This window comes from Vibrio sp. 10N.247.311.13 (genome assembly GCF_041467595.1).
GTDB lineage: Bacteria > Pseudomonadota > Gammaproteobacteria > Enterobacterales > Vibrionaceae > Vibrio > Vibrio crassostreae_C.
Genome location: NZ_JBFSUX010000023.1, coordinates 1 through 23,642 on the forward strand (window position 1 = coordinate 1; position 23,642 = coordinate 23,642).

16 protein-coding genes are annotated in these 23,642 nt (G+C 45.3%); 10 read left to right on the plus strand and 6 right to left on the minus strand.

What is annotated here, in order from left to right; all coding sequences use genetic code 11:
• The 3 genes from AB6E52_RS11735 to AB6E52_RS11745 form a co-directional block, all read left to right on the plus strand.
• Window positions 1-470: transposase (locus AB6E52_RS11735; RefSeq protein WP_372189955.1), on the plus strand; the 470-nt coding region annotated here is incomplete at its 5' end.
• A gap of 561 nt (window positions 471-1,031) precedes the next feature.
• The gene (locus AB6E52_RS11740; RefSeq protein ID WP_004730320.1) at window positions 1,032-1,280 is read left to right on the plus strand and encodes a type II toxin-antitoxin system Phd/YefM family antitoxin; all 249 of its coding nucleotides are present in this window, start codon (window positions 1,032-1,034) and stop codon (window positions 1,278-1,280) included.
• Window positions 1,270-1,560, plus strand: a complete 291-nt coding sequence (locus tag AB6E52_RS11745; RefSeq protein ID WP_005377002.1) for a type II toxin-antitoxin system RelE/ParE family toxin — start codon at window positions 1,270-1,272, stop codon at window positions 1,558-1,560. The genes AB6E52_RS11740 and AB6E52_RS11745 overlap by 11 nt, the downstream gene beginning before the upstream one ends.
• 135 nt (window positions 1,561-1,695) lie before the next feature.
• On the opposite strand, the gene AB6E52_RS11750 is transcribed toward AB6E52_RS11745, so the two are convergent.
• From AB6E52_RS11750 to AB6E52_RS11760, 3 genes are all read right to left on the minus strand, one after another.
• A complete protein-coding gene (locus AB6E52_RS11750) occupies window positions 1,696-2,142 on the minus strand; it encodes a hypothetical protein (RefSeq protein WP_038141683.1) in 447 nt (148 codons plus the stop codon).
• A 149-nt stretch (window positions 2,143-2,291) separates the two neighbouring features.
• Window positions 2,292-3,137 (minus strand): SH3 domain-containing protein, encoded by an 846-nt coding sequence (locus AB6E52_RS11755; RefSeq protein WP_102319853.1) that lies wholly within the window; start codon window positions 3,135-3,137, stop codon window positions 2,292-2,294.
• 340 nt (window positions 3,138-3,477) lie between these two features.
• A complete protein-coding gene (locus AB6E52_RS11760; protein WP_102319852.1) occupies window positions 3,478-6,075 on the minus strand; it encodes a molybdopterin oxidoreductase family protein in 2,598 nt (865 codons plus the stop codon).
• Between the two features lie 472 nt (window positions 6,076-6,547).
• Between AB6E52_RS11760 and nirB the strand changes: the two genes are divergently transcribed.
• The 4 genes from nirB to AB6E52_RS11780 all read left to right on the plus strand — a co-directional run bounded on the left by nirB (window position 6,548) and on the right by AB6E52_RS11780 (window position 13,123).
• On the plus strand, window positions 6,548-9,130 hold the full coding sequence (gene nirB / locus AB6E52_RS11765) for a nitrite reductase large subunit NirB (protein WP_102319850.1): 2,583 nt from the start codon (window positions 6,548-6,550) through the stop codon (window positions 9,128-9,130).
• Between the two features lie 76 nt (window positions 9,131-9,206).
• Window positions 9,207-9,551, plus strand: a complete 345-nt coding sequence (gene nirD, locus AB6E52_RS11770; protein WP_012600889.1) for a nitrite reductase small subunit NirD — start codon at window positions 9,207-9,209, stop codon at window positions 9,549-9,551.
• A 143-nt stretch (window positions 9,552-9,694) separates the two neighbouring features.
• A complete protein-coding gene (locus tag AB6E52_RS11775) occupies window positions 9,695-11,164 on the plus strand; it encodes a NarK family nitrate/nitrite MFS transporter (RefSeq protein WP_017060867.1) in 1,470 nt (489 codons plus the stop codon).
• Between the two features lie 168 nt (window positions 11,165-11,332).
• A complete protein-coding gene (locus tag AB6E52_RS11780; protein WP_017067038.1) occupies window positions 11,333-13,123 on the plus strand; it encodes a bifunctional protein-serine/threonine kinase/phosphatase in 1,791 nt (596 codons plus the stop codon).
• A gap of 33 nt (window positions 13,124-13,156) precedes the next feature.
• On the opposite strand, the gene cra is transcribed toward AB6E52_RS11780, so the two are convergent.
• Entirely contained in the window at window positions 13,157-14,161 is a 1,005-nt protein-coding gene (gene cra / locus AB6E52_RS11785; RefSeq protein WP_029222703.1) for a catabolite repressor/activator, read from the minus strand.
• A 385-nt stretch (window positions 14,162-14,546) separates the two neighbouring features.
• Here cra and fruB point away from each other — a divergent pair, with 385 nt between their 5' ends.
• From fruB to fruA, 3 genes are read left to right on the plus strand one after another with little or no spacing between them, the layout of a single operon-like run.
• Complete coding sequence (gene fruB / locus AB6E52_RS11790; protein ID WP_102319849.1) at window positions 14,547-15,680, plus strand: fused PTS fructose transporter subunit IIA/HPr protein; 1,134 nt, start codon at window positions 14,547-14,549, stop codon at window positions 15,678-15,680.
• Between the two features lie 9 nt (window positions 15,681-15,689).
• The gene (gene pfkB / locus AB6E52_RS11795; protein ID WP_017090852.1) at window positions 15,690-16,667 is read left to right on the plus strand and encodes a 1-phosphofructokinase; all 978 of its coding nucleotides are present in this window, start codon (window positions 15,690-15,692) and stop codon (window positions 16,665-16,667) included.
• A 15-nt stretch (window positions 16,668-16,682) separates the two neighbouring features.
• On the plus strand, window positions 16,683-18,443 hold the full coding sequence (gene fruA / locus AB6E52_RS11800) for a PTS fructose transporter subunit IIBC (protein ID WP_102319848.1): 1,761 nt from the start codon (window positions 16,683-16,685) through the stop codon (window positions 18,441-18,443).
• A gap of 165 nt (window positions 18,444-18,608) precedes the next feature.
• Here fruA and AB6E52_RS11805 read toward each other — a convergent pair whose 3' ends face one another.
• Together AB6E52_RS11805 and AB6E52_RS11810 are read right to left on the minus strand one after the other, a co-directional pair.
• On the minus strand, window positions 18,609-18,932 hold the full coding sequence (locus AB6E52_RS11805) for a DOPA 4,5-dioxygenase family protein (protein WP_102319847.1): 324 nt from the start codon (window positions 18,930-18,932) through the stop codon (window positions 18,609-18,611).
• A 205-nt stretch (window positions 18,933-19,137) separates the two neighbouring features.
• Window positions 19,138-23,571, minus strand: a complete 4,434-nt coding sequence (locus AB6E52_RS11810) for an SslE/AcfD family lipoprotein zinc metalloprotease (RefSeq protein WP_102319846.1) — start codon at window positions 23,569-23,571, stop codon at window positions 19,138-19,140.
• Window positions 23,572-23,642: the final 71 nt, after the last annotated feature.

Consider the following 23,642-nt stretch of genomic DNA (forward strand, 5'->3'; position numbering starts at 1 on the left):
TGCAACGAACGTTGATGCGAGAGCAGTGCTTCAATCAAGCTCTGGTTCTTCACTCAGATAATGGTGCGCCGATGAAGTCGTTGACGTTCAAAGAAAAAATGGAAGAGTTAGGTATTACTTCATCGTATAGTCGCCCAAGAGTCAGTGATGATAACCCGTATGTTGAGTCATTGTTCCGCACGGTAAAGTACATGCCAAGCTGGCCAACAAAGGGCTTTGAAACAATCGACAGTAGTCGAAGTTGGGTTGAAGCCTTCGTACGCTGGTACAACACCGAGCACAAGCACAGTAAGCTGAATTATGTCACGCCTTCAGAGCGTCACAATGGAAAAGATAAAGAGATCTTGAAGCGTCGTGTAGAGGTATTGCTCGCTGCAAAACAGCGAAAGCCTGAGCGGTGGTCTGGTGATATCAGGAACTGTGCGCCTGTTGGTGACGTTCACCTAAATCCAGAAAGAGAAGCTGCTTAATAAGTAAGCAAATGATGACAACTACCTTGAAAAACACCGATAACGATCTAGAACCAAATCCAAGAGCAAGAGCATGTGCATAACAAACAAAACATTTAGTACTGGAAGTACCCAGTAAAACCAACTATCTACAGGAAAGCTAAATAGTTGAACAAAGGTAAGGTGAGCCAATATAGAAAACAAAATACTTTTCCAACCATTCGAACTACTTTGTACTCTAATGCGGTATGTTCGTCGGGCGACAGAAGCAAGTGGCTTGACTGAAGAAACCCAAATAGCCAACCAAACTATAAGTAATACCATGGTTCAAGAGCCTCTAAATTAAGGTTTACGCAGCTATTCTGAATTAGGTATCTAGAACTATTATCCCAAGATATCGACACTTTACGCCTTGCTAAGGTGTGAGCAAACCAATACCTTAGCCTCCGCATAATACCTTAAACACATAAACCAACGCATAGTAAAAATGCCACGTGTTGAGAATCACTCTTAAGCAACTTGTTATACCGCTTGATTGAGGCTAAAATGACCAAAATAAAGACCACTTAAGAGACCTATTAAATGACCACTAGAATTTTAGCCGATGTTGCTGCAAGCATTACTGAGTTGAAAGCTAACCCTATGAAAGTTGCAACTAGTGCTTACGGTGAACCTGTTGCTGTACTGAACCGAAATGAGCCAGCATTTTATTGCGTACCAGCCGAAGCGTACGAAATGATGATGGACAGACTCGAAGATCTTGAACTACTAACTATTGCGAAAGAGCGTGAATCTGAAGAGAGTATTTCGGTAAATATTGATGACCTATAAACTCGACTTTAAAAAGAGTGCACTCAAAGAGTGGAAAAAGCTTGGCTCAACGCTTCAACAACAATTTAAGAAAAAGCTAATCGAGCGTTTAGATAACCCGCATGTTCCGGCTTCAAAACTCTCTGGAGCTGACAACATGTATAAGATTAAGCTGCGCCAATCGGGCTACCGTCTCGTCTACAAAGTTGAAGACGATGTCATCATTGTAACCGTCTTAGCAGTCGGAAAACGCGAACGTAGCGATGTTTACCGTAAAGCTATGAAAAGGTTAGATGATTGATTGCGGTATCAACGCCGCATTAAGTGGTGAACAACGCGACCACCCAACCTAAAACCTTGCCACATTTAGCACTAAAGCTGACCTAAACTGAAATTGCCAAGCGTACAGAATCCGTCTTAAATGCTTGTTATACATTTATATCAACGCATTAAGTAACCTAATTGTGCTGTTGAGTAAATCTGCACTCTTCAGAAAAGTAGAAACTCGACTATCTTCATTTTCTTTCGACTCTTCAGTTGAATTAACCGGAAGTTGAACGACATTGTTGGTTGAGTTTTCAAGCTCTAACTTGATTTCCGGACTATGGCTTGCTGTTGAGATTAACTTGCTCTTCAGTTGCTCTGCTTCTTTCTGAAGAACTTCAAAACGTTGCTCAACTATAGACTCAAACTGTGTGAAAGAATCTCTTTGTTGAGATAGTTGAAGCTCAAGAATGCGAACTTCCTTTTTGTGCAATAGCCCCAATATGAGCCAACAAAGCGCAGCAACCGAACACAACAAACCGACAAAACCACTTAATAGGTACTTCCAATTCTCGATGACGAATGTGCCTACAACTAATACTATCTCTTGATTATCCATATGTTCCGTAAGCCAAAATAAATGTAGCCCAATTAAGGGGTGAACAACGCCTCCACCCAAACCTGAAGCATTGTGCCATAAACACTAAAACTGAAGTAGAAGCAAAAGCGCCAAGCGTTGTGAATCCCTCTTAAATTGCTTGTTCGATTTTAGAGTTCGAACTTAGCTAAATACCTAGCGAAGACCCAACCAACCCTTTCATCGCCGGTGTCTGGGCACAAATACTCAACTTTGACCCATCGTTTAGATTTACTAATGAACCTTATAACTCTGCCGTTTGATAAACTATCTAAAACCTCTGAATTAATGCTTGCAGATGCACGAACATGAAGAGATGTAGCTATTACAAAGCGATAGTCTTCCAAATACTGCAAGTCAAATTCTTTGTTTGCCTCTCTTACGACTGATTTAACAGCAGTTCTTGAGTTTTCTTGCTGAAAGATATATCCCCAATCTTCGTATAGAGGCATTGATAAATTTACAAGTACGCTAAGCCAATAGTTAAGGACTAGCGTGATCAAAAGCTGAATTGACGGTTTTTTAGAATCGTACCATGCAAGAAATGAAGCCTCATCGGAGGTTGAAGACACTTGCTTCAACTCAACAAGTGACTCTTCAACTTCAACATCATTTAATTCAATCGTAACATCTGCTGAAGTTAGCTCAGATTCTTGGCCGGTTAAAACATGACATAAGGCATCATCTGAATACTGCTGAATTAAACGCGATTGCAGCAGATTCGATATTTCACTGTACTTCGAAATGACATTTTGCTGTTGACGCATAAACTCAACGTTGCGAGAGTTCATTTTAAGGATGGTTTGAAGACGCTTTTGATTAGCTATGACCTTTTCCATCTTACGCAGGGGGGCCATTTGTCTTTCAAATACTTTGGTAACTCGATTAATTTTATTCAACTGTTCAGAGAGTTGCCTCTGTTTTTGAAGCATCCGATTCATGCGGGCATTCACTTCCATCACTTTTTGTATACTCATTTTACCTCTGAAGTCGGATTAAAATCTAACAGCTATATTAGACAGAATAATTCTGCATTTTGTCCCTGAAACAATTCTGTCTAGTTTCCAAGACTCGCTGCACTTAGTCTAATAACTCATTTAATAACATCATCTTACCTACTTATCTTTGTATCAAACATGACGAAAAGCAGAAATTTTCCATATAGTTCCGGCAAAATGCAGAAAACTCCCCAATATGTGAGTAAACCGCAGTTCAGGCTATGAAGGTTGTATCTTGGAAGTTGTATTCTCAAACAAAAAAAGCGCCGACATGATTGTCGGCGTTTTTGCTATAGGTATGATGAGCGGGAGGTAGTAACTACTTCGCCATGGTGCTCAAAAACTCGGCTTCGAACTCTTCATCGGCTTCTCTTGTTAGGCACTCCACCAGCCAGTCGATGCTTTGATGGTCTAGCTTACTGTTCACCACGAAGGCTTGCTTTACACCAGATTGACCCAGCTTGGCAGAGCCGTAGTTCTTGAATGATTTATTGCCGTGGTAATGGAGTGATTTAATCGCTTCTGCGTCAGGTTCTGGCAAGGCATCGAGGGTATTAGCAAGCTGAATAACCAGCTCCATAGGGTTCTTAGATGATGAGATGCGATACAGAAAACCGCCCTCCACTCTTTGGCGAACCCAGTAATCAAAGCCACTGCAGTCCATCACTTTGTCGCTGACTAGTGCGGCTTCACTGCGATAACCACATGGTTCAACCACTACTGGGGTATGCTTGAATTCAGGTTGACCAGAAGCTGCATCGGTATGAGGCAAGATCAAGTCACATGGTTTGCTGTCTTTGGCGGTCGGTGCGTTCCAATGGATAGGCATGAAGACTTGTTCACGGCGCATCTCTTTGGTCACCACTAAGCGGGCTTGGCACTCCCCTTGTGCGCTGCGCACTTTCACCACTGGGTTAATAGTGGCGTGGTTGAAAGCATCTAGCCCAAACTCATCCAAGTTCAGTTCTGAAACGGTATCTGGGTGCATCGCAACAAAAGGCTCAGGGGTATGCTCACCTAAACCTGCCGCCAAACCTGTGCGGCTCATGGTGTGCCATTGGTCTCTGATTCGACCTGTGTTCATGATAAGCGGGAATTCAAGGCTGGTATCGGCAATCGGTTTGTCGTGCTCAACTGCAATAAACTGCGCTTTGCCTGATTCAGTAAAGAACTCGCCATTGGTGAACATGCGTTGCTCAATGATCTCTGGTTGATACTCTAACACTGGCCATTGCTGTGGAGTGAGTTCGCCATAGCCTTTTTCATCCAGTTTGGTTAATCCAATTAAGCACAAATCACGCGCTTTGCCCGTTTCATTGCCGAGCGCTGTCATCTCGCAATACTCTTTGAAGATCTCACCTTCGTGACGGAACTCAAATTGCTCTTTGAATCCCATTTTTTGTGCGACTTCTTTTAATATCCACCAATCGGGTTTGGCTTCCCCTGGGCTTGGTAACACGCGGCGTTGACGTGAGATTCGGCGTTCAGAGTTGGTCACAGTGCCCGATTTCTCACTCCACCCTTGTGCGGGTAGCACTACATCGGCCAAGCGTGTGGTTTCTGTATCAGCAATGCAGTCCGACACCACCACAAACGGGCACTTCTCTAATGCCGCTTTGATCTTTTCGCTATCAGGCAGGCTCACAACAGGGTTGGTTGCCATGATCCACACCGCTTTGATTTTGCCTTCATTCATGGCATCAAACAGGTCAATCGCTTTTAAACCCGCATGTGTTGCTAGGTTGTCGGTCTGCCAAAATTCACTCACGGTTTGGTGTGATTGCGGGTCACCAAATTCAAAGTGCGCCGCTAAGGTATTGGCTAAACCGCCCACCTCACGTCCGCCCATCGCGTTCGGCTGGCCCGTTACAGAGAATGGCCCCATGCCCGGCTTGCCAATTTTCCCGGTGGCTAAATGGCAGTTAATAATGGCGTTTACCTTATCGCACCCTTGTGTCGATTGGTTCACGCCTTGGGAGTAAATGGTCAGCACCTTCTCGTTCGATGCAAACAAACTGTAGAACTGTTTTAGCTGCTGCTCTGTTAACCCTGTAAGTTCAGGAACACTTTTGTCGCCCCAGCCTGATTCGGTATAACCTGACTCTGTATAACGGTAGTGAGTCGCAGATCGAATCGATTCAGTAAAGCCTTGAGTGTGGTTTTCTATGTAATCTGTATCTAGCTTGTCGTTATCATCGAGGTAACCCAATAAACCATTGAACAACGCGACGTCTGAGCCTGATTCCAATGCCAAGTGAATGTCTGCAATTTCACAAGTGTCGGTATAACGCGGGTCGATGACGATGACTTTCAATGCGGGGTTGGCTTGTTTCGCGGCTCTTAATCTTTGGAAAAGTACCGGGTGACACCATGCTAGGTTAGAGCCTGTAATCACGACTAGATCGGCTTGCTCGAGATCTTCATAGCACACCGGCACTGTGTCTGCGCCAAATGCTCGCTTATGCCCGACCACGGTTGAAGCCATACATAGCCTAGAATTACTGTCAATGTTGCCACTGCCGATGAAGCCTTTCATCAGTTTATTGGCAACGTAATAGTCTTCGGTAAGCAGCTGACCAGACACATAGAACGCAACCGAATCGGCCCCAAATTCTTCGATGGTTTGATTAAATTTGTCTGCGACCAACTGAGTGGCACTGTTCCAATCCAGCTGTTGTTTTTGCTCATTCTGAATATAAGCAGGCTGTGTAAGACGACCTAAAGGCGTGACGGTGTCGCCAAGCGCGATCCCTTTAGTACAAAGCTTTCCATAGTTTGATGGATGATCTTTATCACCACGCACTTCTAGTTTTCCTAGCGATGTCGGTCTCGCTTCTATTCCACACCCTACACCACAATAAGCACAGGTCGATTTTATCCAGCCGCTGTTTGAATCGGTCATCCGTTTCTCGCTCAATTATCCATAATTGTAATAAGTGAAAACAAGCAAATAACACGCCACTTAATAACAGCTGATGCATAGCAAATAATTTCATTTAAAAACAACAACTTAATAAAAACACAAATATCAGCAATGAACCAATTAGAACTTAACCAAGATAGAAACTTAATTTTTGCACCATCTTGCTGAAAGTTGCACCACAAACGCTCATTTATATAAATCTAACAAAAATTTTACATACCACTTTAGGGGTAATTGCGTGCTACCTCTATTTTTTAAACCACTGAAAATTATAAGTTAATTTTTATTTAAATGAACGAACCGTAATCTGGCATCCTCCTTGCTCCACTAAAAACCAAGACTTAGAAAAAACATTTTTGTTTTTCTTGATGATTATGAATTGAGTGGAATCTCAACCCGGTATTCATCTGCTAACGACTAGAAATTAGATGCTAGTGATGGTGACGCCGAGAATAAGGAATGGATTATGAGCAAGAAGAAAATCGTCGTTGTTGGTAACGGCATGGTTGGACACAAATTTATCGACAACATCCTGCAATCAGACAGTGATGAGTTTGATGTGATTACTTTCAGTGAAGAACCAAGGCTGGCCTACGACCGTGTTCAGCTAACGGCTTACTTTAATGGTAAAAGCGCTGATGACCTGTCATTGACCAGTGAAGAGTATTACCAAAGCAACGGCGTGAACTACTTGTTGAACCAGAAGGTTGCCAAGCTAGACACCGCCAATCAACAAGTCATCACTGAAAGTGGTCACGTTGAAAGTTACGACAAGCTAATCTTGGCGACCGGCTCATTCCCTTTTGTTCCCCCTATTCCCGGTAACGACCAAGAACACTGCCACGTTTATCGCACCATCGAAGATTTAGACGCCATTGAGCTCTCAAGTAAAGGCAGCAAATCGGGCGTGGTGATTGGTGGTGGACTGCTGGGCTTAGAAGCCGCAAACGCAGTCAAAAACCTTGGCTTAGAAACCCATGTGGTTGAATTTGCGCCTCGCCTGATGGCGGTTCAATTAGATGAGGGTGGCGGTGCCCTATTACGCAGAAAAATTGAAGACCTTGGTGTGCAAGTTCATACCGAGAAAGCGACCTCTGAAATAGTCGATGGCGAAAACGCTCGCTACCGCATGAACTTCGCCGATGGCACCCATTTAGAAACCGACATGATCGTATTCTCTGCGGGTATTCGCCCTCAAGATGAGCTAGCAAGAAGCTCTGATGTCGAAATTGGCGAGCGCGGCGGTATTGTGATCAACAACCACTGTCAAACCAATATAGAAAACGTCTACGCCATTGGTGAATGTGCCCTTTGGGATAACAAGATCTTCGGCTTAGTGGCACCCGGTTATTCGATGGCAAAAATCGCGGCTTCGCATATTGTCTCTGACGGTACTGACGACGCTGCATTCACCGGCGCTGACATGAGCACCAAGCTCAAACTGCTTGGCGTCGATGTGGCCAGTATTGGCGAAGTACACGGCAAGACAGAAGGTGCTCAATCGTATACTTATAACGATGAAATTGAACAAGTTTATAAGCGCCTGATCATCTCGGCTGACGGCACAAAGATTGTCGGTGCCGTCTTGGTCGGTGATGCAGAAGCCTACGGTTCGCTACTGCAAATCAAGCAAAACGATATGCCCCTTCCTGAAAACCCATCAGTACTGATTCTACCTAATGTCGCAGATGATTCAGGTTCGGCAATGGGTGTTGAAGCTCTGCCTGATAGCGCTGTGATCTGTTCATGTTTTGATGTGACCAAAGGCGACATTAAAGACGCGGTCTCTGCTGGCTGCACCACGATGGCGGCTTTGAAAGAAACCACCAATGCTTCGACAGGTTGTGGCGGTTGTTCTGCCCTTGCGAAACAGGTTCTCGATAGTGAACTGAGTAACCTAGGTGTGGAAGTCTCTAACGATATCTGTGAGCACTTTGCTTATTCTCGCCAAGAGCTTACCGACATCATTCGCGTCAACAAAATCAAGACCTTCGACGAGCTGTTAGATTCTCACGGCAACGGATTGGGCTGTACTGTGTGTAAACCGGCTGTCGGTTCGATTCTGGCTTCGTACTGGAACGATTACATCCTTGAAGATCAACATATCGAGCTGCAAGACACCAATGACATCTACCTTGGCAACATGCAAAAAGACGGCACTTACTCGGTAGTTCCGCGTATTGCTGGCGGTGAAATCACTCCAGATAAATTGATTGTTTTAGGCGAAGTCGCTAAAGAGTTCGACCTGTACACCAAAATCACGGGCGGTCAGCGTGTCGACTTGTTTGGCGCACAGCTTAACGAACTGCCTATCATCTGGAAAAAGCTGATTGATGCAGGTTTTGAAACGGGCCACGCCTACGGTAAATCGGTTCGTACCGTGAAATCTTGTGTCGGTAGCACTTGGTGTCGATACGGTGTCGACGACAGTGTTGGCTTAGCGATTCGACTTGAGAACCGCTACAAAGGCCTGCGTTCACCACACAAGATCAAGTTTGCGGTTTCAGGCTGTACTCGTGAATGTGCAGAAGCCCAATCGAAAGACATTGGTGTTATCGCCACTGACAAAGGTTGGAACCTCTACATCTGTGGTAACGGCGGTATGCGTCCTCGTCATGCAGACCTATTCGCCACTGATTTAGACGAAACCACACTCCTTAAATACATCGACCGCGTTTTGATGTTCTACACACGTACCGCAGACCGCTTACAGCGTACATCGGTATGGATGGAGAACCTCGAAGGCGGCATTGAATACCTCAAGCAAGTCGTGATTGAAGACAAGCTCAACGTGGCTGAAGAACTCGAAGCGGACATCGCACTCAACATCGAGAAGTACCAGTGTGAATGGAAAACCACCATTGAAAACCCTGAGAAGATGAAGCGCTTCCAGCACTACATCAACAGTGAAGAAATGGACACTAGCCTCTCTTTCATCAAAGAGCGAGAGCAGCGTTTTCCTAAGCCGAGCTTGAGTGATGCTTCGAATTCAAAACGCGATGAAAAGCTCGCAAAAGCAGACCAAATCGAAGTGACTGAGGTTTCATAAATTTCATCAGGTTCATCAGGTTCATCAGGTTCATCAATAAAAAAATAAAAACTCAATTTTAGACTAGGAGAAAGTCATGGAAAATTGGACAACCGTATGCAGCACCAGCGATCTAACCCCAAACGGGGGAATTTGCGCCAAAGTAGACGATAACCAAGTGGCTATTTTTTACTGCAAGCGCAGCGACACGCTTTATGGGCTCTCTAATTACGACCCTATCGGCAAGGCGAATGTGATGTCACGTGGTATAATTGGTTCATTAAGCGGAGAACCTTACGTGGCCTCACCCTTATACAAGCAGCATTACCACTTAGAAACTGGCGAATGTCTTGAACAGCCTGAGCTCAAGCTCGTGAAATTTGAAGTTCGCAAGCAAGGAGAACAAGTTCAAGTTCTCGCACCACTTGCTATCGCCAGTTAACTAAACCGCCGACACCATCATGCAAACGCTTATTAGCGTGCGCAATTTCGGCACATGGTTTATGCACATTAAAAGCGTTCTAAGTTCGGAAGTAACGCAGGTGCACAAACCGGGTAATTTTCCAGATTTAAAGGATTTAAACCATGGATAACACTAAATTTTCGCTGCTTTCATTTACGGGTAAGATGAAGGTATTACACCTAAGCTGGATGGCCTTTTTCATTACCTTTGTTGTGTGGTTCAACTTTGCCCCACTACTGCAAATGGTAAAAACTACGCTTGGTCTTTCTACTGAAGAGATCAAAACCCTCCTGATCCTCAACGTTGCATTGACCATTCCGGCACGTGTCGCAATAGGCATGCTAACCGATAGATACGGCCCAAGGTTGGTTTACTCTTCGCTACTCGCGGTCTGTTCTATCCCTTGTTTCATGTTTGCTCTGGCAGACTCTTTCATTCAAGCAGCAATCGCTCGTTTCCTACTGGGCTTCATTGGTGCAGGTTTCGTTGTCGGTATTCGTCTTGTGTCTGAATGGTTCCCACACAACGAACTGGGTACTGCAGAAGGTATTTACGGCGGCTGGGGTAACTTCGGTTCAGCAGCAGCAGCGTTCACACTTCCAACTCTCGCTCTAGCGTTTGGTGGTGAAGACGGCTGGCGTTATGCGGTTGGTATTACTGGCGTAATGAGCTTAGCGTTCTCGTTTATCTTCTACAAAAACGTGTCAGATACACCAAAAGGTTCAACTTACTTCAAGCCTGCTCAAGTAACAGCGATGGAAGTGACATCAAAGGGTGACTTTTTCTTCCTACTTATTATGAAGATCCCTATGTATGCCGCTTTAGCGCTACTGACTTGGAAGCTATCACCAAGCAACATCAACATGTTGTCAGACATGGCGGTTTACTCAGTGTATGCCGGTTTAGCTGCGCTTTACGTGTACGAAGTGTCGCAAGTTTGGAAAGTAAACAAGAACGTATTTAAAGAAGAAGTGCCAGAGATTCACCAGTACAAATTCAAGCAAGTTGCGGTACTTAACGTATTGTACTTCGCGACATTTGGTTCTGAACTGGCTGTGGTTTCTATGCTGCCACTGTTCTTCTCTGAAACCTTTGAATTAACACCGGTTCTTGCAGGTATGGTTGCATCGGCTTATGCCTTTATGAACCTAATGTCTCGCCCAGGTGGTGGTTGGATTTCAGATAAATTCGGTCGTAAACCAACACTGCTTATTCTAACGATTGGCCTTGCGGTGGGTTACTTCGCAATGGGTCAAGTCGACAGCACATGGCCTGTATGGCTAGCAGTTGTCGCGGCGATGGCGTGTTCTTTCTTCGTGCAAGCGGGTGAAGGTGCGGTATTCGCAACGGTTCCTCTAATCAAGCGTCGTATGACAGGTCAAATTGCTGGTATGACGGGTGCTTACGGCAACGTGGGTGCGGTAGTTTACCTAACTGTGTTGTCATTCGTGAGCTACCAAACATTCTTCTTAGTGATTGCTGCAACAGCGGTACTTGGCTTTGTGACTCTGCTGTTCATGGAAGAGCCTAACGGTCAAATCGCCGAAGTAAACGACGACGGCAGTGTCACGCTGATTAATGTTTCAAGCTAGGGTCTGTACTAAGAAGCATTGATATTATTGAATCGGGAGAGGCACCTTAGCGGATACATCAATGCTAGGTGCTTCGTTCAAAGGCTCTAAGTTCACTAGGGCTTTTGTTCTTCCTAGGATGTTCTGTCAAGGAAGCGGGAAGAAGAGCAGTTAAGAAGAAGACAAGTTATGACAATTTCATTCAGCCAAGGGCAAGTCATCACGCCAGAATCCAACAACCAGTTAACGCTTAAGTTTGGTGGTTATTCGAATCAAGGCGTACGTGATGAAAACCAAGATGCCATCATTGTAAAACACCCTAAAACTCGCGCAGAGCAAGAGTTGAAAGGCAGTGTTGCCTGCATTGCAGACGGAGCAAGTTGTAGTGAACACGGCCAGAAAGCCAGTCACACTAGCGTGATGCAGTTTATCGACGACTATTACGCAACCCCCCAAAGCTGGAGCATTCAACGTTCGGCGCAAAAGGTCTTAACGTCCCTCAATTCTTGGCTCTTCAACACGTCTGTTTCTAATATTCATCCCGCACAACAAGTGAACCACAATGCCCTCGTTTCGACGTTCAGCAGCGTGATATTAAAATCAAACACCGCACATATATTCCACGTTGGCGACAGCCGCATTTACTTACTCAGAGATGGAGAATTACGCCAACTGACCCGCGACCACACCCGTAAAAATATGGGACAGAAGCATTATCTTACACGCGCCTTAGGCATGGACAACCAACTCAACGTTGACTATCAAACCCTGCCTATCAAGAAAAACGACTGCTTTATCCTGACATCTGATGGCGTGCACGAGTTTGTATCTCCCAACACCTTCAAAGAACACATCGATAAACCCGGAGCGGATTTCGAATACGCAGCGCAAACCATCTGTAACACCGCTTTAAGCCACAATAGCTCAGACAACGTGAGCTGCTTGATTGTGCAAGTCAGCCATCTGCCTAAACCTTCGCTGATTGAATTCCATGAGAAGCTGGCTAAACGGGCAATCCCACCCGCTTTAAAGCTCGGGCAAAGTATCGACAACTTCATGGTACTTGAGGTGTTGTATGCAGGGTCAAGAAGCCATGTGTATCGTGTGATGCAGAAAGAGACACAAACCGAGTTCGTGCTGAAAGTCCCTTCCGTTCAATATCACGATAGCCCTTCGCAACTCAGAGCTTTCTTTAATGAACAATGGGCGGGGATCTTGTTAAAAAACAAGAGAGTAATGAAGGTTTACCCGACGCCAGAGAACTCGCAATTCTTATACCAAATCTGCGAATGGGTAGAAGGTATCACCCTAAGACAATGGATGTACGACAACCCAAAACCGTCACTCAATGAAGTGCGCGACATATTAGAAAAGATCACTCAAGGCATTCGAGTATTACAACGTGCAGACATGGTGCACCGAGACTTAAAGCCCGAGAACATCATGATTCAACGTGATGGTGAGGTAAAAATCATCGACCTTGGTGCGGTGTTAGTGAGAGGTCTTGAAGAGGGAGAGCTCACTGACAAGGACGACACACCATTAGGCGCGGTCAATTACATTGCACCCGAGACCATCAAGCACAACAGCGCGACCACCAGCTCTGATCTGTTCTCTATCGCTGTAATCGGCTATGAGATGCTAACCGGTGAATTACCCTACTCTGAAATGACCGCACAATCGCTTAAGCAATCTCGTCACCATCAATGGGAATACCAACCCATCACACAGAAACGAGCTGACTTACCAAGCTGGGTGGATTTGGTATTACAAAAAGCCTGCGCGGAATCACCAAGCGAACGTCATCAAGTGTTGGGGGATTTTGTCGCTGACCTTTACACACCAAACCAAAGCTTGGTGAAAAGCAAAGCCAAGCAACCTTTGATAAACCGAAACCCGATCCAGTTTTGGAAAGTGTTGGCTTTGTTGCTCGGCATTGTTGCGGTCGTAGAACTGGGGTTATTGTTAAACCCAAGCTAGATACGTTTACGAATTAGCCTAATATAACCGCGTTTAGCCTCGTTTCACTAAGCTTCTTGGCACGAGTTCAATGCCAGCTTGGTAACGCTTAGCCGATGCATTCAGCGCCAAAGCAAAAGCGCTGTCGGCAATTACTTCAAACTGCTGAGGCAGTGAATGGACTTTAAAAGGCAAGAAGTCGAGCAGTCGGTTATCACCAAAGGTTGCCAGTTTTACTTGATTAATCAGCTCTGGCTTTTCAACCATCACATCCAACACACCCTCTAACAAAGTGTAAGACATAGTCACAATCGCATCAGGCACCGTGCCTTTGGCAATCCAACCCTCAAAAATCTCGCGCCCTGATTCTCTATCAAAGTGTTCTCCATAACCCACTACCATCGGCTTGTTTTCTGCTAGCCTTGTTTGTTGAGTATGTGCTTTATTCGCCGCTTCAAAACCCAGCTGACGTTCACGTGAAATGTTCAGGTCAGGTAACGCACCGATCAAGCCAACACTATGAATGCTGTCATCGAGAATCGAGTGGGTCAGTTCAAATGCAGCCTCGAAATCTTCACTGATCACGCAAGCAAAGTGCTCATCGTCTAACGGACGGTCAATCGCAATTACTGGGGTACCTGAGTTTTGCAGTTTCAAGTAGAACTCGTTGGCGTCTGGCATTGAGCTCGCCACCAGCAAAGCATCAATACGACGACTGACCAAAGCTTCAGCGACCTTTCGCTCGGTTTCAGCGTCATCATCTGAACAGCCAATCAAAATCTGATAGCCCACTTTACGTGAGTTCTGCTCTATCAGTTTTGCTAAACGCGCATAACTGCTGTTTTCCAGATCAGGAATAATCAAACCAAATGAACGGCTATTACCAGCACGCAGCGACGAAGCAGCATGGTCTGGTCGGTAGTTATACTCTTCCACAACCGCCATGACTTTCTGCTGAGTCTTTTCACTGATTCTATATTTCTGCGCCTTGCCGTTGATGACATAACTGGCCGTGGTTTTCGATACTCCAGCCAATTTAGCAATTTCATCAAGTGTCATATGGGTGACCTGTATTTTGTGCGTAGGATCATATAACCAATGATCTGATCCTCGGATTAGTTGAATTATATGCTGAATCGATTCAGTATGAAAGCTGAAAGGATTCAGCAAAATCTGAAAAGTGACTTCAATCATCCTTTTGAATGGATTGAGCGTCATTTGTTGTGATTCAACTTCTCGTTATTAAAGAAACTGAAATTACGACACGCAGCAAAACTATTTTGAAAACCAAAATCGGCTTTGCTGAATTTTTTTACACCGAATGCTGAACCGATTCAGCTAAAGTAAAACAAAGAGCAAAGCAAAGAGTAAAGTTCACTAATTCTTGCTCTAGACTGAATCGTAGCGATACACAAATTCTCAAGCGATACGCTAAAGAGGCACCATGCTTAAATTATCAAAATCTGACATCACTCTAGGCCAAACTGCCGAAGACAAATTCAAAGCTATCCAAAACATTGCTGGCGACCTGACCGCGAAAGGCTTAGTTGACTCTGGCTACGTTGAAGGAATGCTGAACCGTGAAAACCAGAACTCTACGTTCCTAGGTAACGGCATCGCGATTCCTCACGGAACCACTGACACTCGTGGCCTAGTGAAAGAGACAGGCGTTGCGGTACACCACTTCCCTGAAGGTATTGATTGGGCAGACGGCAACCGTGTTTACGTAGCAATTGGTATTGCAGCTAAATCTGACGAGCACTTAGGCATCCTTAAGCAGCTAACGAAGGTTCTAGCGGCAGACGGTGTTGAAGAGAAATTAAAGCAAGCGAAATCAGAAGATGAAATCATCGCCCTACTTAACGGCGAAGTTCAACTAGAAGCCGACCTAGACGCTTCTTTAGTTCAGCTACTATTCCCAGCAAGCGACATGGTTCAAATGTCGGCAGTGGCAGGCGGCCTACTTAAGAACACAGGTTGCACAGACAACACATTCGTTGCCGACCTAGTGACAAAAACACCAACTCACCTAGGCCAAGGCCTGTGGTTGTTGGGTAGTGATAAAGGTGTAACTCGCACTGGCGTGTCTTTCGTTTCAACAGCGAACCATTGTGAATTCGAAGGCACACCGGTTAAAGCATTGGTGGCATTTGCTGCTTGTAACAGCGCGCACCAATCGATCCTAGCAAACCTAAGCAAGATGGTTTTCGAAGGTAAACAGCAACAACTGCTAACCGCTGACGCAGCGCAAGTGATTGGTTTTCTGAAAGGTGAAGCGGTTTCTACAGCTTCTCAAGACGATGACAACTGCGCAGTATTCAAAATCAAAAACGCACACGGCCTGCACGCTCGTCCGGGTGCAATGCTAGTCGCTGAAGCGAAGAAGTTTGAATCAACTATCCGCGTTTCAAACCTAGATGGCGACGGAAAAGAAGTGAACGCGAAGAGCTTGATGAAAGTAATCGCACTTGGCGTTAAACACGGCCACCAGCTTCAGTTTGTTGCTGAAGGTGAAGATGCAGCACAAGCACTTGAATCGATTGGTAAAGCTATCGCTTCAGGCCTTGGCGAAGGTTAAGGAATAGATATGTCTGATAAACAAATCAAAGCCGTTACCGTTACGCTAAACCCTGCTCTCGACCTAACTGGCGCTATCGACGCACTTAACGTGGGTTCAGTGAGCCTAGTGAACAAAGGCTCTCTACATGCGGCAGGCAAAGGCGTAAACGTAGCAAAAGTACTTTCAGAGCTTGGCGCGAAAGTGACCGTAACAGGTTTCCTTGGTCGCAATAACGAAGAAGCCTTCTGCCAACTGTTCGAACAGATGGGCGCAACTGACCGCTTTATCCGTGTAGATGGCGCGACTCGTATCAACGTGAAGTTGGTAGAGAACTCAGGCCAAGTAAGCGACATCAACTTCCCAGGTGTTCCTGTTGATGCTGACGCGATTAAAGCGTTCGAAGAAACCCTATTAGAACTTGCTGAAACGCACGATTACTTCGTGATTGCAGGCAGCTTGCCACAAGGTATCTCTCCTGAGCTTTGCGCTTCTTGGGTTCAACGCTTACACGATTTAGGTAAGAAGGTTCTATTTGATAGCAGCCGTGACGCACTTAAAGCCGGTATCAATGCACAACCATGGTTGATCAAACCAAACGATGAAGAGCTGTCTCAGCTGTTCAATGCAGAGCTGACAACTCGTGACCAATGCCAACACGCGGGCCAAGCCCTAAGTGAAAAAGGCATCGAGAACATCGTGGTATCACTTGGCGCTGAAGGCGTGATGTGGCTTAACCAAGGTGAATGGTTACATGCTCAACCACCGCGCATGCAAGTAGTAAGCACGGTAGGCGCAGGCGACACCTTAGTTGCTGGTCTATGTTGGGGTCACATGCAACAGATGCCAAAACCAGAACTTATTAAATTCGCAACCGCCCTATCTGCTCTAGCAGTTTCACAGGTAGGCGTGGGCATCACCAGCCAACAAGAGCTGGATTCAGTACTACAAAATATCCAATTACAGTCGCTTAGTGCTCCAACTAGCCAGTTAGACACAAGCAAATAGGACAAAAGGTTTATTATGAATATTACCATTATCACAGCTTGCCCTAGTGGCGTAGCAAACAGCATCATCGCAGCAGGCTTGTTAGAGCAAGCGACAAAAGCACTGGGTTGGAACGCCGCTATTGAATGTCAATCAAGCGTGTTACCTGATTCAACTGTATCGCAAGACGCTATCGACAGCAGCGACGTTGTAGTTATCGCAGCTAACAAAAATGTTGATAAAGCTCGTTTTGTTGGTAAGAAAGTGTACCAAGCAGCTATCTCTGAATGCACAGCTGATGCAAAAGCATTCCTAGAGAAAGCGGTAGCAGAAGCAACGGTATTAGACGCTTCTCAAGCTGAAAGCACTGTTGAAGTGACCGGTACCTCTCCAAACTCTTCTACAACAGCAAGCACAGGCAGCAAGAAGATCGTAGCGATTACCGCTTGCCCAACTGGTGTTGCACACACCTTTATGGCAGCTGAAGCGCTTGAAGCAGAAGGCAAACGCCTAGGTCACCAAATCAAAGTGGAAACTCGCGGCTCTGTAGGTGCGAAAAACCAACTGACAGACCAAGAAATCGCAGACGCTGATCTAGTTATCATCGCAGCAGACATCGACGTTCCTCTGGATCGTTTTAACGGCAAAGCGCTATACAAAACAACGACAAGCCCTGCTTTGAAGAAAACAAAGCAAGAGATGGAAAAAGCATTCGCAGAAGCTAAACCATACCAACACACAGCATCTTCAAATTCAGCGCCTGCTGACGAGAAGAAAGGCGTATACAAGCACCTAATGACAGGTGTATCGCACATGCTTCCAGTAGTGGTTGCGGGTGGTTTGATCATCGCACTCTCTTTCGTATTCGGTATCGAAGCGTTTAAAGAAGAAGGCACACTGGCTGCAGCACTGATGACTATCGGTGGTGGCTCCGCATTCGCACTGATGATTCCTGTTCTTGCTGGTTTCATTGCATTCTCAATTGCTGACCGTCCGGGTCTGGCTCCAGGTCTAATCGGCGGTATGCTGGCTAGCTCAACGGGCGCAGGTTTCCTAGGTGGTATCGCAGCAGGTTTCATTGCAGGTTACGCAGCGAAATTCATTGCCGACAAGGTTCAACTTCCACAATCCATGGAAGCCCTCAAGCCAATCCTGATCATTCCGTTTATCGCGAGTTTGTTCACTGGTCTTGTGATGGTTTACATCGTGGGTGGCCCTGTTTCTGGCGTGATGAGCGCAATGACAACTTTCCTAAACAACATGGGAACGTCTAATGCGATTCTTCTGGGTGTGATTCTAGGCGCAATGATGTGTTTCGACCTTGGTGGTCCAGTAAACAAAGCAGCTTACACATTCGGTGTTGGTCTATTGGCTTCGCAAACTTACGCACCAATGGCAGCAATCATGGCAGCAGGTATGGTTCCAGCTCTAGGTATGGGCCTTGCGACTTTCCTAGTGAAAGACAAGTTTGAAGCAGGCGAGCGTGAAGCAGGTAAAGCATCATTCGTTCTTGGCCTATGTTTCATCTCTGAAGGTGCAATCCCATTCGCAGCGAAAGACCCAATGCGTGTTATCCCAGCTTGTATGGCAGGTGGTGCACTAACTGGCGCTCTTTCAATGATGTTTGGTGCTCAGCTAATGGCTCCACACGGCGGCTTGTTCGTACTACTGATTCCTGGTGCTATCTCTCCAGTTCTAATGTACCTATTGGCGATTGCAGCAGGTACAGCGGTAACAGGCTTTGGTTACGCGGCTCTTAAAAAGATGAGTGACTCTAAGGTAACTGCAGAGGCTTAATCCCCCTACTCTGGTTAACGGTTCAGCCCGATAACCAGAGGCTCTTGATAACCGGTTTCTTGGTAAAACGGCTCCTTAAAACAAAGGCTCCTCATTTGAGGAGCCTTTTTATTGTTCATGTATTTTCCGGTCGGAATGAGTTAAGTGCAATATTGGTATATTTGATTAGCTAGTAAGCGTTTCTTCAAAGACACCCAATTCACGACCAAGCCAGGTCGCTCGTACTGTGTGGTCCAAAGTTTCTTCACCGCCAGTTACAGGGTGAATAAGCACCGACATATCACCGCGTTCTTGCTCAAGCCATTCAACAATGCCCGACTCTTTGTTCGCAAAGTGAATCTCAAACATTGGCATCTTATGTGGACCAACCAAACGCTGTATTAATGGGAAAACCTCTAATACATCTTTACGTTCCGCTAAAATTTTCTGACGCAGTGTTTCTGCTTGCTCTGCAAATCGCAGAGGGAAATAGATATGACCGTGGTACATGGCACCATCCTTTAGAATTATGATGCGAACAGTTTAACCTGCTTTCTCTAGCAAGGACAGTCAACCAATGGCAGCCGAAGTACTAAACATCATGTAGAAGGCTGATCTAGCTGAAAGTTTCTAGAACATTGCAACAAAAACGCCACACGTAATTTAAGTGTGGCGCCTATATTTTAGCTGTAAAATGCCTTAGCAAGAATTAGCGTTAGTAAATTGAATCAACATTCAAAGGGCTGTTCTTTGGTTTCTCTAGTTTTAACTGTTCAACCGCACTAAGACCTTTAGAGCTAATTCCGCCACTATAAGACTTCGAGCCATCAGCATTAGTCATCGAGGTTTCTCCCACGTTCCAAGCAACAAAGAAATCACTTAAGTCATAGTTCGAAGCGTAGGAGCTACATACCATCATTAAGTCGCCACCGGTTAGCCCAGTATCTTTGGCACTACAATAGTTTTCAACCGCATCACCCTCTGTATCACCTCGAGCTTTACGGTGCATAAGTTTGAACATGTTCCAGCCTTCATCTTCACCATACACATCAGATTGGCTTGCGCCGCGTGTATACCAATCATCAATTGCAAAATTCGATTTTGCCCAGATTTTTAGCTGACCAAACATAACTAATCGTAAACCTGCATCACCATGTGACCACGCATGTTCATTATTAAGCTCTAGCCATTTAGGTGCTTTCTTAATATCCGATTTAATACGATCCATTTCAGGGTTTGCATTGCGCCCCTCTAACTCCTGCATATACAACGCAAGAAGGTTATTGGTCACTTCTGTACTACCAGCCGCTAGGAAAGGAGCTGATGCTAAGTTATGACCAACTTCATGCCACAACAACCAGTCGTTCACAGGGTTGGTTGGAATGTATGTCCGATTTGCGTTAAAGCTTGAATTCATCACTGGGTAACCAGAGTGAGCAGCACCAATCGAAATCTGCACGTCATTCACAAAACGATGGCGGAACGCCTTCAGTTCTGGATAAGTGAACCTACGGTGTAAACCAGTGCTTTGTTTCTCATCACGCCCGTAGAAGTCACTAGCAGCGTCAGCGAATCGATTCATATCTGTTGCGAATTGGTTCAAATCAGCGGATTCTAGATTCCTTATTGGTGTAGTGTAAATAAATGAACCCGTATCGATTTCTGCAATTGGTGCGTCTGCCGATTGAATAGTGTTAATCCACTGTCCCTCTTTCCACCAAGCAGCTTTTAACGCGCCATCAATGCTAAACGAGACTTCACCAAGCTCTTTTACTTTCGGTTGAATGTAAAAAAGGCCACCATATGGAACCTTGAAAGTTAAGCTCGATCCATTGTAGTCAAAGCTGGTTTGCATACGTGGAGGGCGTTTCAAACTCGTTTCGTGATTCGGCTTACCTGTAAGATCATCCGCCATCATTACAGTAATCGTTGCAGCGACACCATGACTAATCGTCACATCTTGTAGCTGAGGAGCCCATAAACCTGTCGATTGATTGTTCCCAGCCGAATACGTGACGCCCTTGCCATCTGTTTGGATAAGAACCGAACTTGACGAAGATGCACCTGAAGTTCGACCCGGATACATTGTGGTATCAACAACGATTTCATGATCCCAGAATGAGCGCCCCAACATAATGCGAGTCAGAGGTTTCTCCATGTAATTTAATGGATAGCTCGGATTCAACTGTCCCGATAACTCACCTTCGCCGTGTATCATTCCATTAGCGACTAACGACGCTTTTAGGTCAACAGGACACTGTGCTTCTAGTGTATCTGTTTGATGTAAGTCTTCGGTATAACAGTTAAGGAACTGAACAGCTTGCTTGAACCCCAACTCATCTTGTATGTCTGTTTCAAATCGGTATGCGTTGTCATTCCACATCCAAACAGACAGGTTATCAAACGCTTGAGTCAATTCGCTGTTAGACAGACGCTTACCTTGAGTACCTTTCGTGCGATAGTAAATCTCGTGCTCGTAGAGCGCTGTAAAGTTAGAACCCAAGTTCGCTGCTTTCACCATACTGTCGACAATGGTTTTACTCACTTCATAGCGATCGAAATCGGCTCTATGATAAGCACCGCGAACAGTCACACCGTCTCCAGAACGAGTCTCTATACAGTTAAATTCGTATTCATACTCGTTCTTACAAAGCTCAGTGCCAACGAATGCCGACTGCAGTTCTTTGATCGCCGCTTCACGCTCTGCTACAGATTCAACAAAGATACGTGCGGATTTTGCCTCCATTACCGTTACACCAGACGCATCAAGCACTGGCTTCCCTTCAGCGTCTAACTTAGCAACCTCATAAGTCGGGATTTCAAACTTGATTTTGGATTCATCTTCAATCCACTCAACCGTACCATCTTGATTTACCGTGAACGGAGGCTCTCCTTGGTTATCTTGAAAACGCTCAAGAACCACCATTTCCTTTTCACTCTTCACGTGAAAATTTGGATACGGCGCTTGGCAGTAATAAGAGCTACCGCAGAAAGCTTGGTTTGTTGGCGTAACGTTTTCACCACCTAGAGATACACCCGCGGCGTCCGCTAAGCGTCCAATAGGTTCAGGGTTAGTCGTTTGAATCGCATCCATAAACAAGATATTGCCACCGTCATTAACATAGTTAATAAGAGCCGTAATATCGTCTTGGTTTAAGTTAGGGTTATCCAAGTCAGCAACAAACTGGTTAGTCATGCCATCTTGAACCAACTTAGGTGGGTATGCCTGAAGGATCAAAATAGGCGTGGTGCTCGCATCCAAACCATCAAAGTCACCTGAACCGCGCTTTTCTACTGATGCAAAACCATACTGAGGACTAACAAAAAACGTGTACTGCTTACCCATTGTGGAGTGGTGATAAGCCGAATAAGCTTGGTCAATATTGGTGACTGCATTCATCCCAGCAATAGGCAGACCATTATTGAACCACTCAAACAAGTTCGAGAAAAACGACCTCATGCTGCCTTGGTCATCATGCAGTAGGTTTTCGAACGTCGAAACAGTGCACTGTTGTTTGTTGCTATCGATATGCAATGTTCGATTGGCCCAATAATTTTCAGGGCATGACAGAATACTTGGATATAAGCCATTACCTATGAACACGACCTTACCTTTGCCTATCTCGCCTGCTGTAACGAATGGAAAACCATAAGTCGCGTTGTCTTCAGAGACTAAAGGAATCGGCGGCATCGAGATGCTTGGGTGTTGTGCGATGTAAGGCTTGCCTTCACGAGTCCAGGCCTGTTGCTCACCAAAGTAAAGCTCACGGTTGTTATCAGTTCTTGGCATCACCACAGGGAATGCTCTGTTCGATATGTTCAGAGCTCGCATACCACGGGTATACCCCGTCGCACCGTAAAAGCTACCATTGTCATTGAAGACATGGAATTTGGTGACGTTGTGGAAGATTTGCTGCAGAGACTCTGTTACATACTGACCAGAATTCATAGATAAAACGGCAGGTTGACGAACATAATCCATAAACTGAGGCGTTTGGCGCAGCTGCTCATCAATGACTGCCGTTAACCCTTGGCTAAACTGACCAACAAACTCATTAGGAAGTTCAAAGTCTGTACCCTCTATTAATCCCCCATTTGGCAGAGTTAGGTTGATCAGTTCATTTATAACGTTAGGGTACTTTGAAAAGGTACCTTGGACTTCTTCAGATATCTCATAATGACTTACATGATCAAGCGCGTAGCGCTCTAGTAATGACTGGATATTCGCTTTCTCAACCACATTATTGGTCACATCAGACAATTTATAAGCAACCTGATTACCCGTAATGGAGCCAAACTCAAACGTATCAATACCAAAAACGATTCTGTCGCCCCACAGGTACTCAAAGACTCCCTCTTCATCCGTCACGCCCGTCGCGTTAGCCGAAAAGAAACTGATCCCAGAAATCGGCGTACCATTAGCGTCTGTAAGCTTACTGCGAGTTAACACCTTACCTTCAACACTTGGCTTATAAGCATAGGTAGACTCTGCGTCTGCAGAAACAAAACCAGCGTTAAGGTTATTGTCCGCATTAGGGTCAACCGCAGGAACAACTGTTGTGTCTACGTGTGAACTAGGAGCCTTACCTACTTCATCTGTAGACTCCTCTTCTTTCGATGAAAAGTACGCATCGACAGCATCTTGATCATCAAGCTGCGAGAACACATCCTCAATATCAAAAGCATCCAGCTCTTTTAGACAGATAGCACTTTCAGTCTCACAAACATCAATTGATTCGAGTACCTTGGTAACGTTGTCTCCATGTAATTCTGTCAACTCAAATGCCGCATGAAGCGCATCATTTGAAATCGTGCTTTCTGTGACTTCGGGGAAAGGAGCCGTGAAATCACCTAAAGTAAGGTGACCCAAGGTACAACTAAAACTCACGCCTTGTTTTACACTGAACGTTCCGTTTTCAAGATGAATGCCGTCACAGTACACATCTCCAGAAACAAACGCCCCGCTCGACAACAGTGAACCGATGTAAGTTGTTGGGGGAATAATGTCAGTCGGCGGAAGAATGTCCGTTGGTGGTACAATATCTGTTGGAGGAGCCGTATCAGGGCCACCACTATAGCTTAGTGAGTCGTGATTACACCCTAAAAGAGCCGTGGATATGATAGCCAACGCAATTAAGTTTTTTTTCATTGAGCGAAGTTAGTCGTAATTTAAAGTGGACCGTTATCTTATAGATTTACTCCACCTCGATGACTATTGTT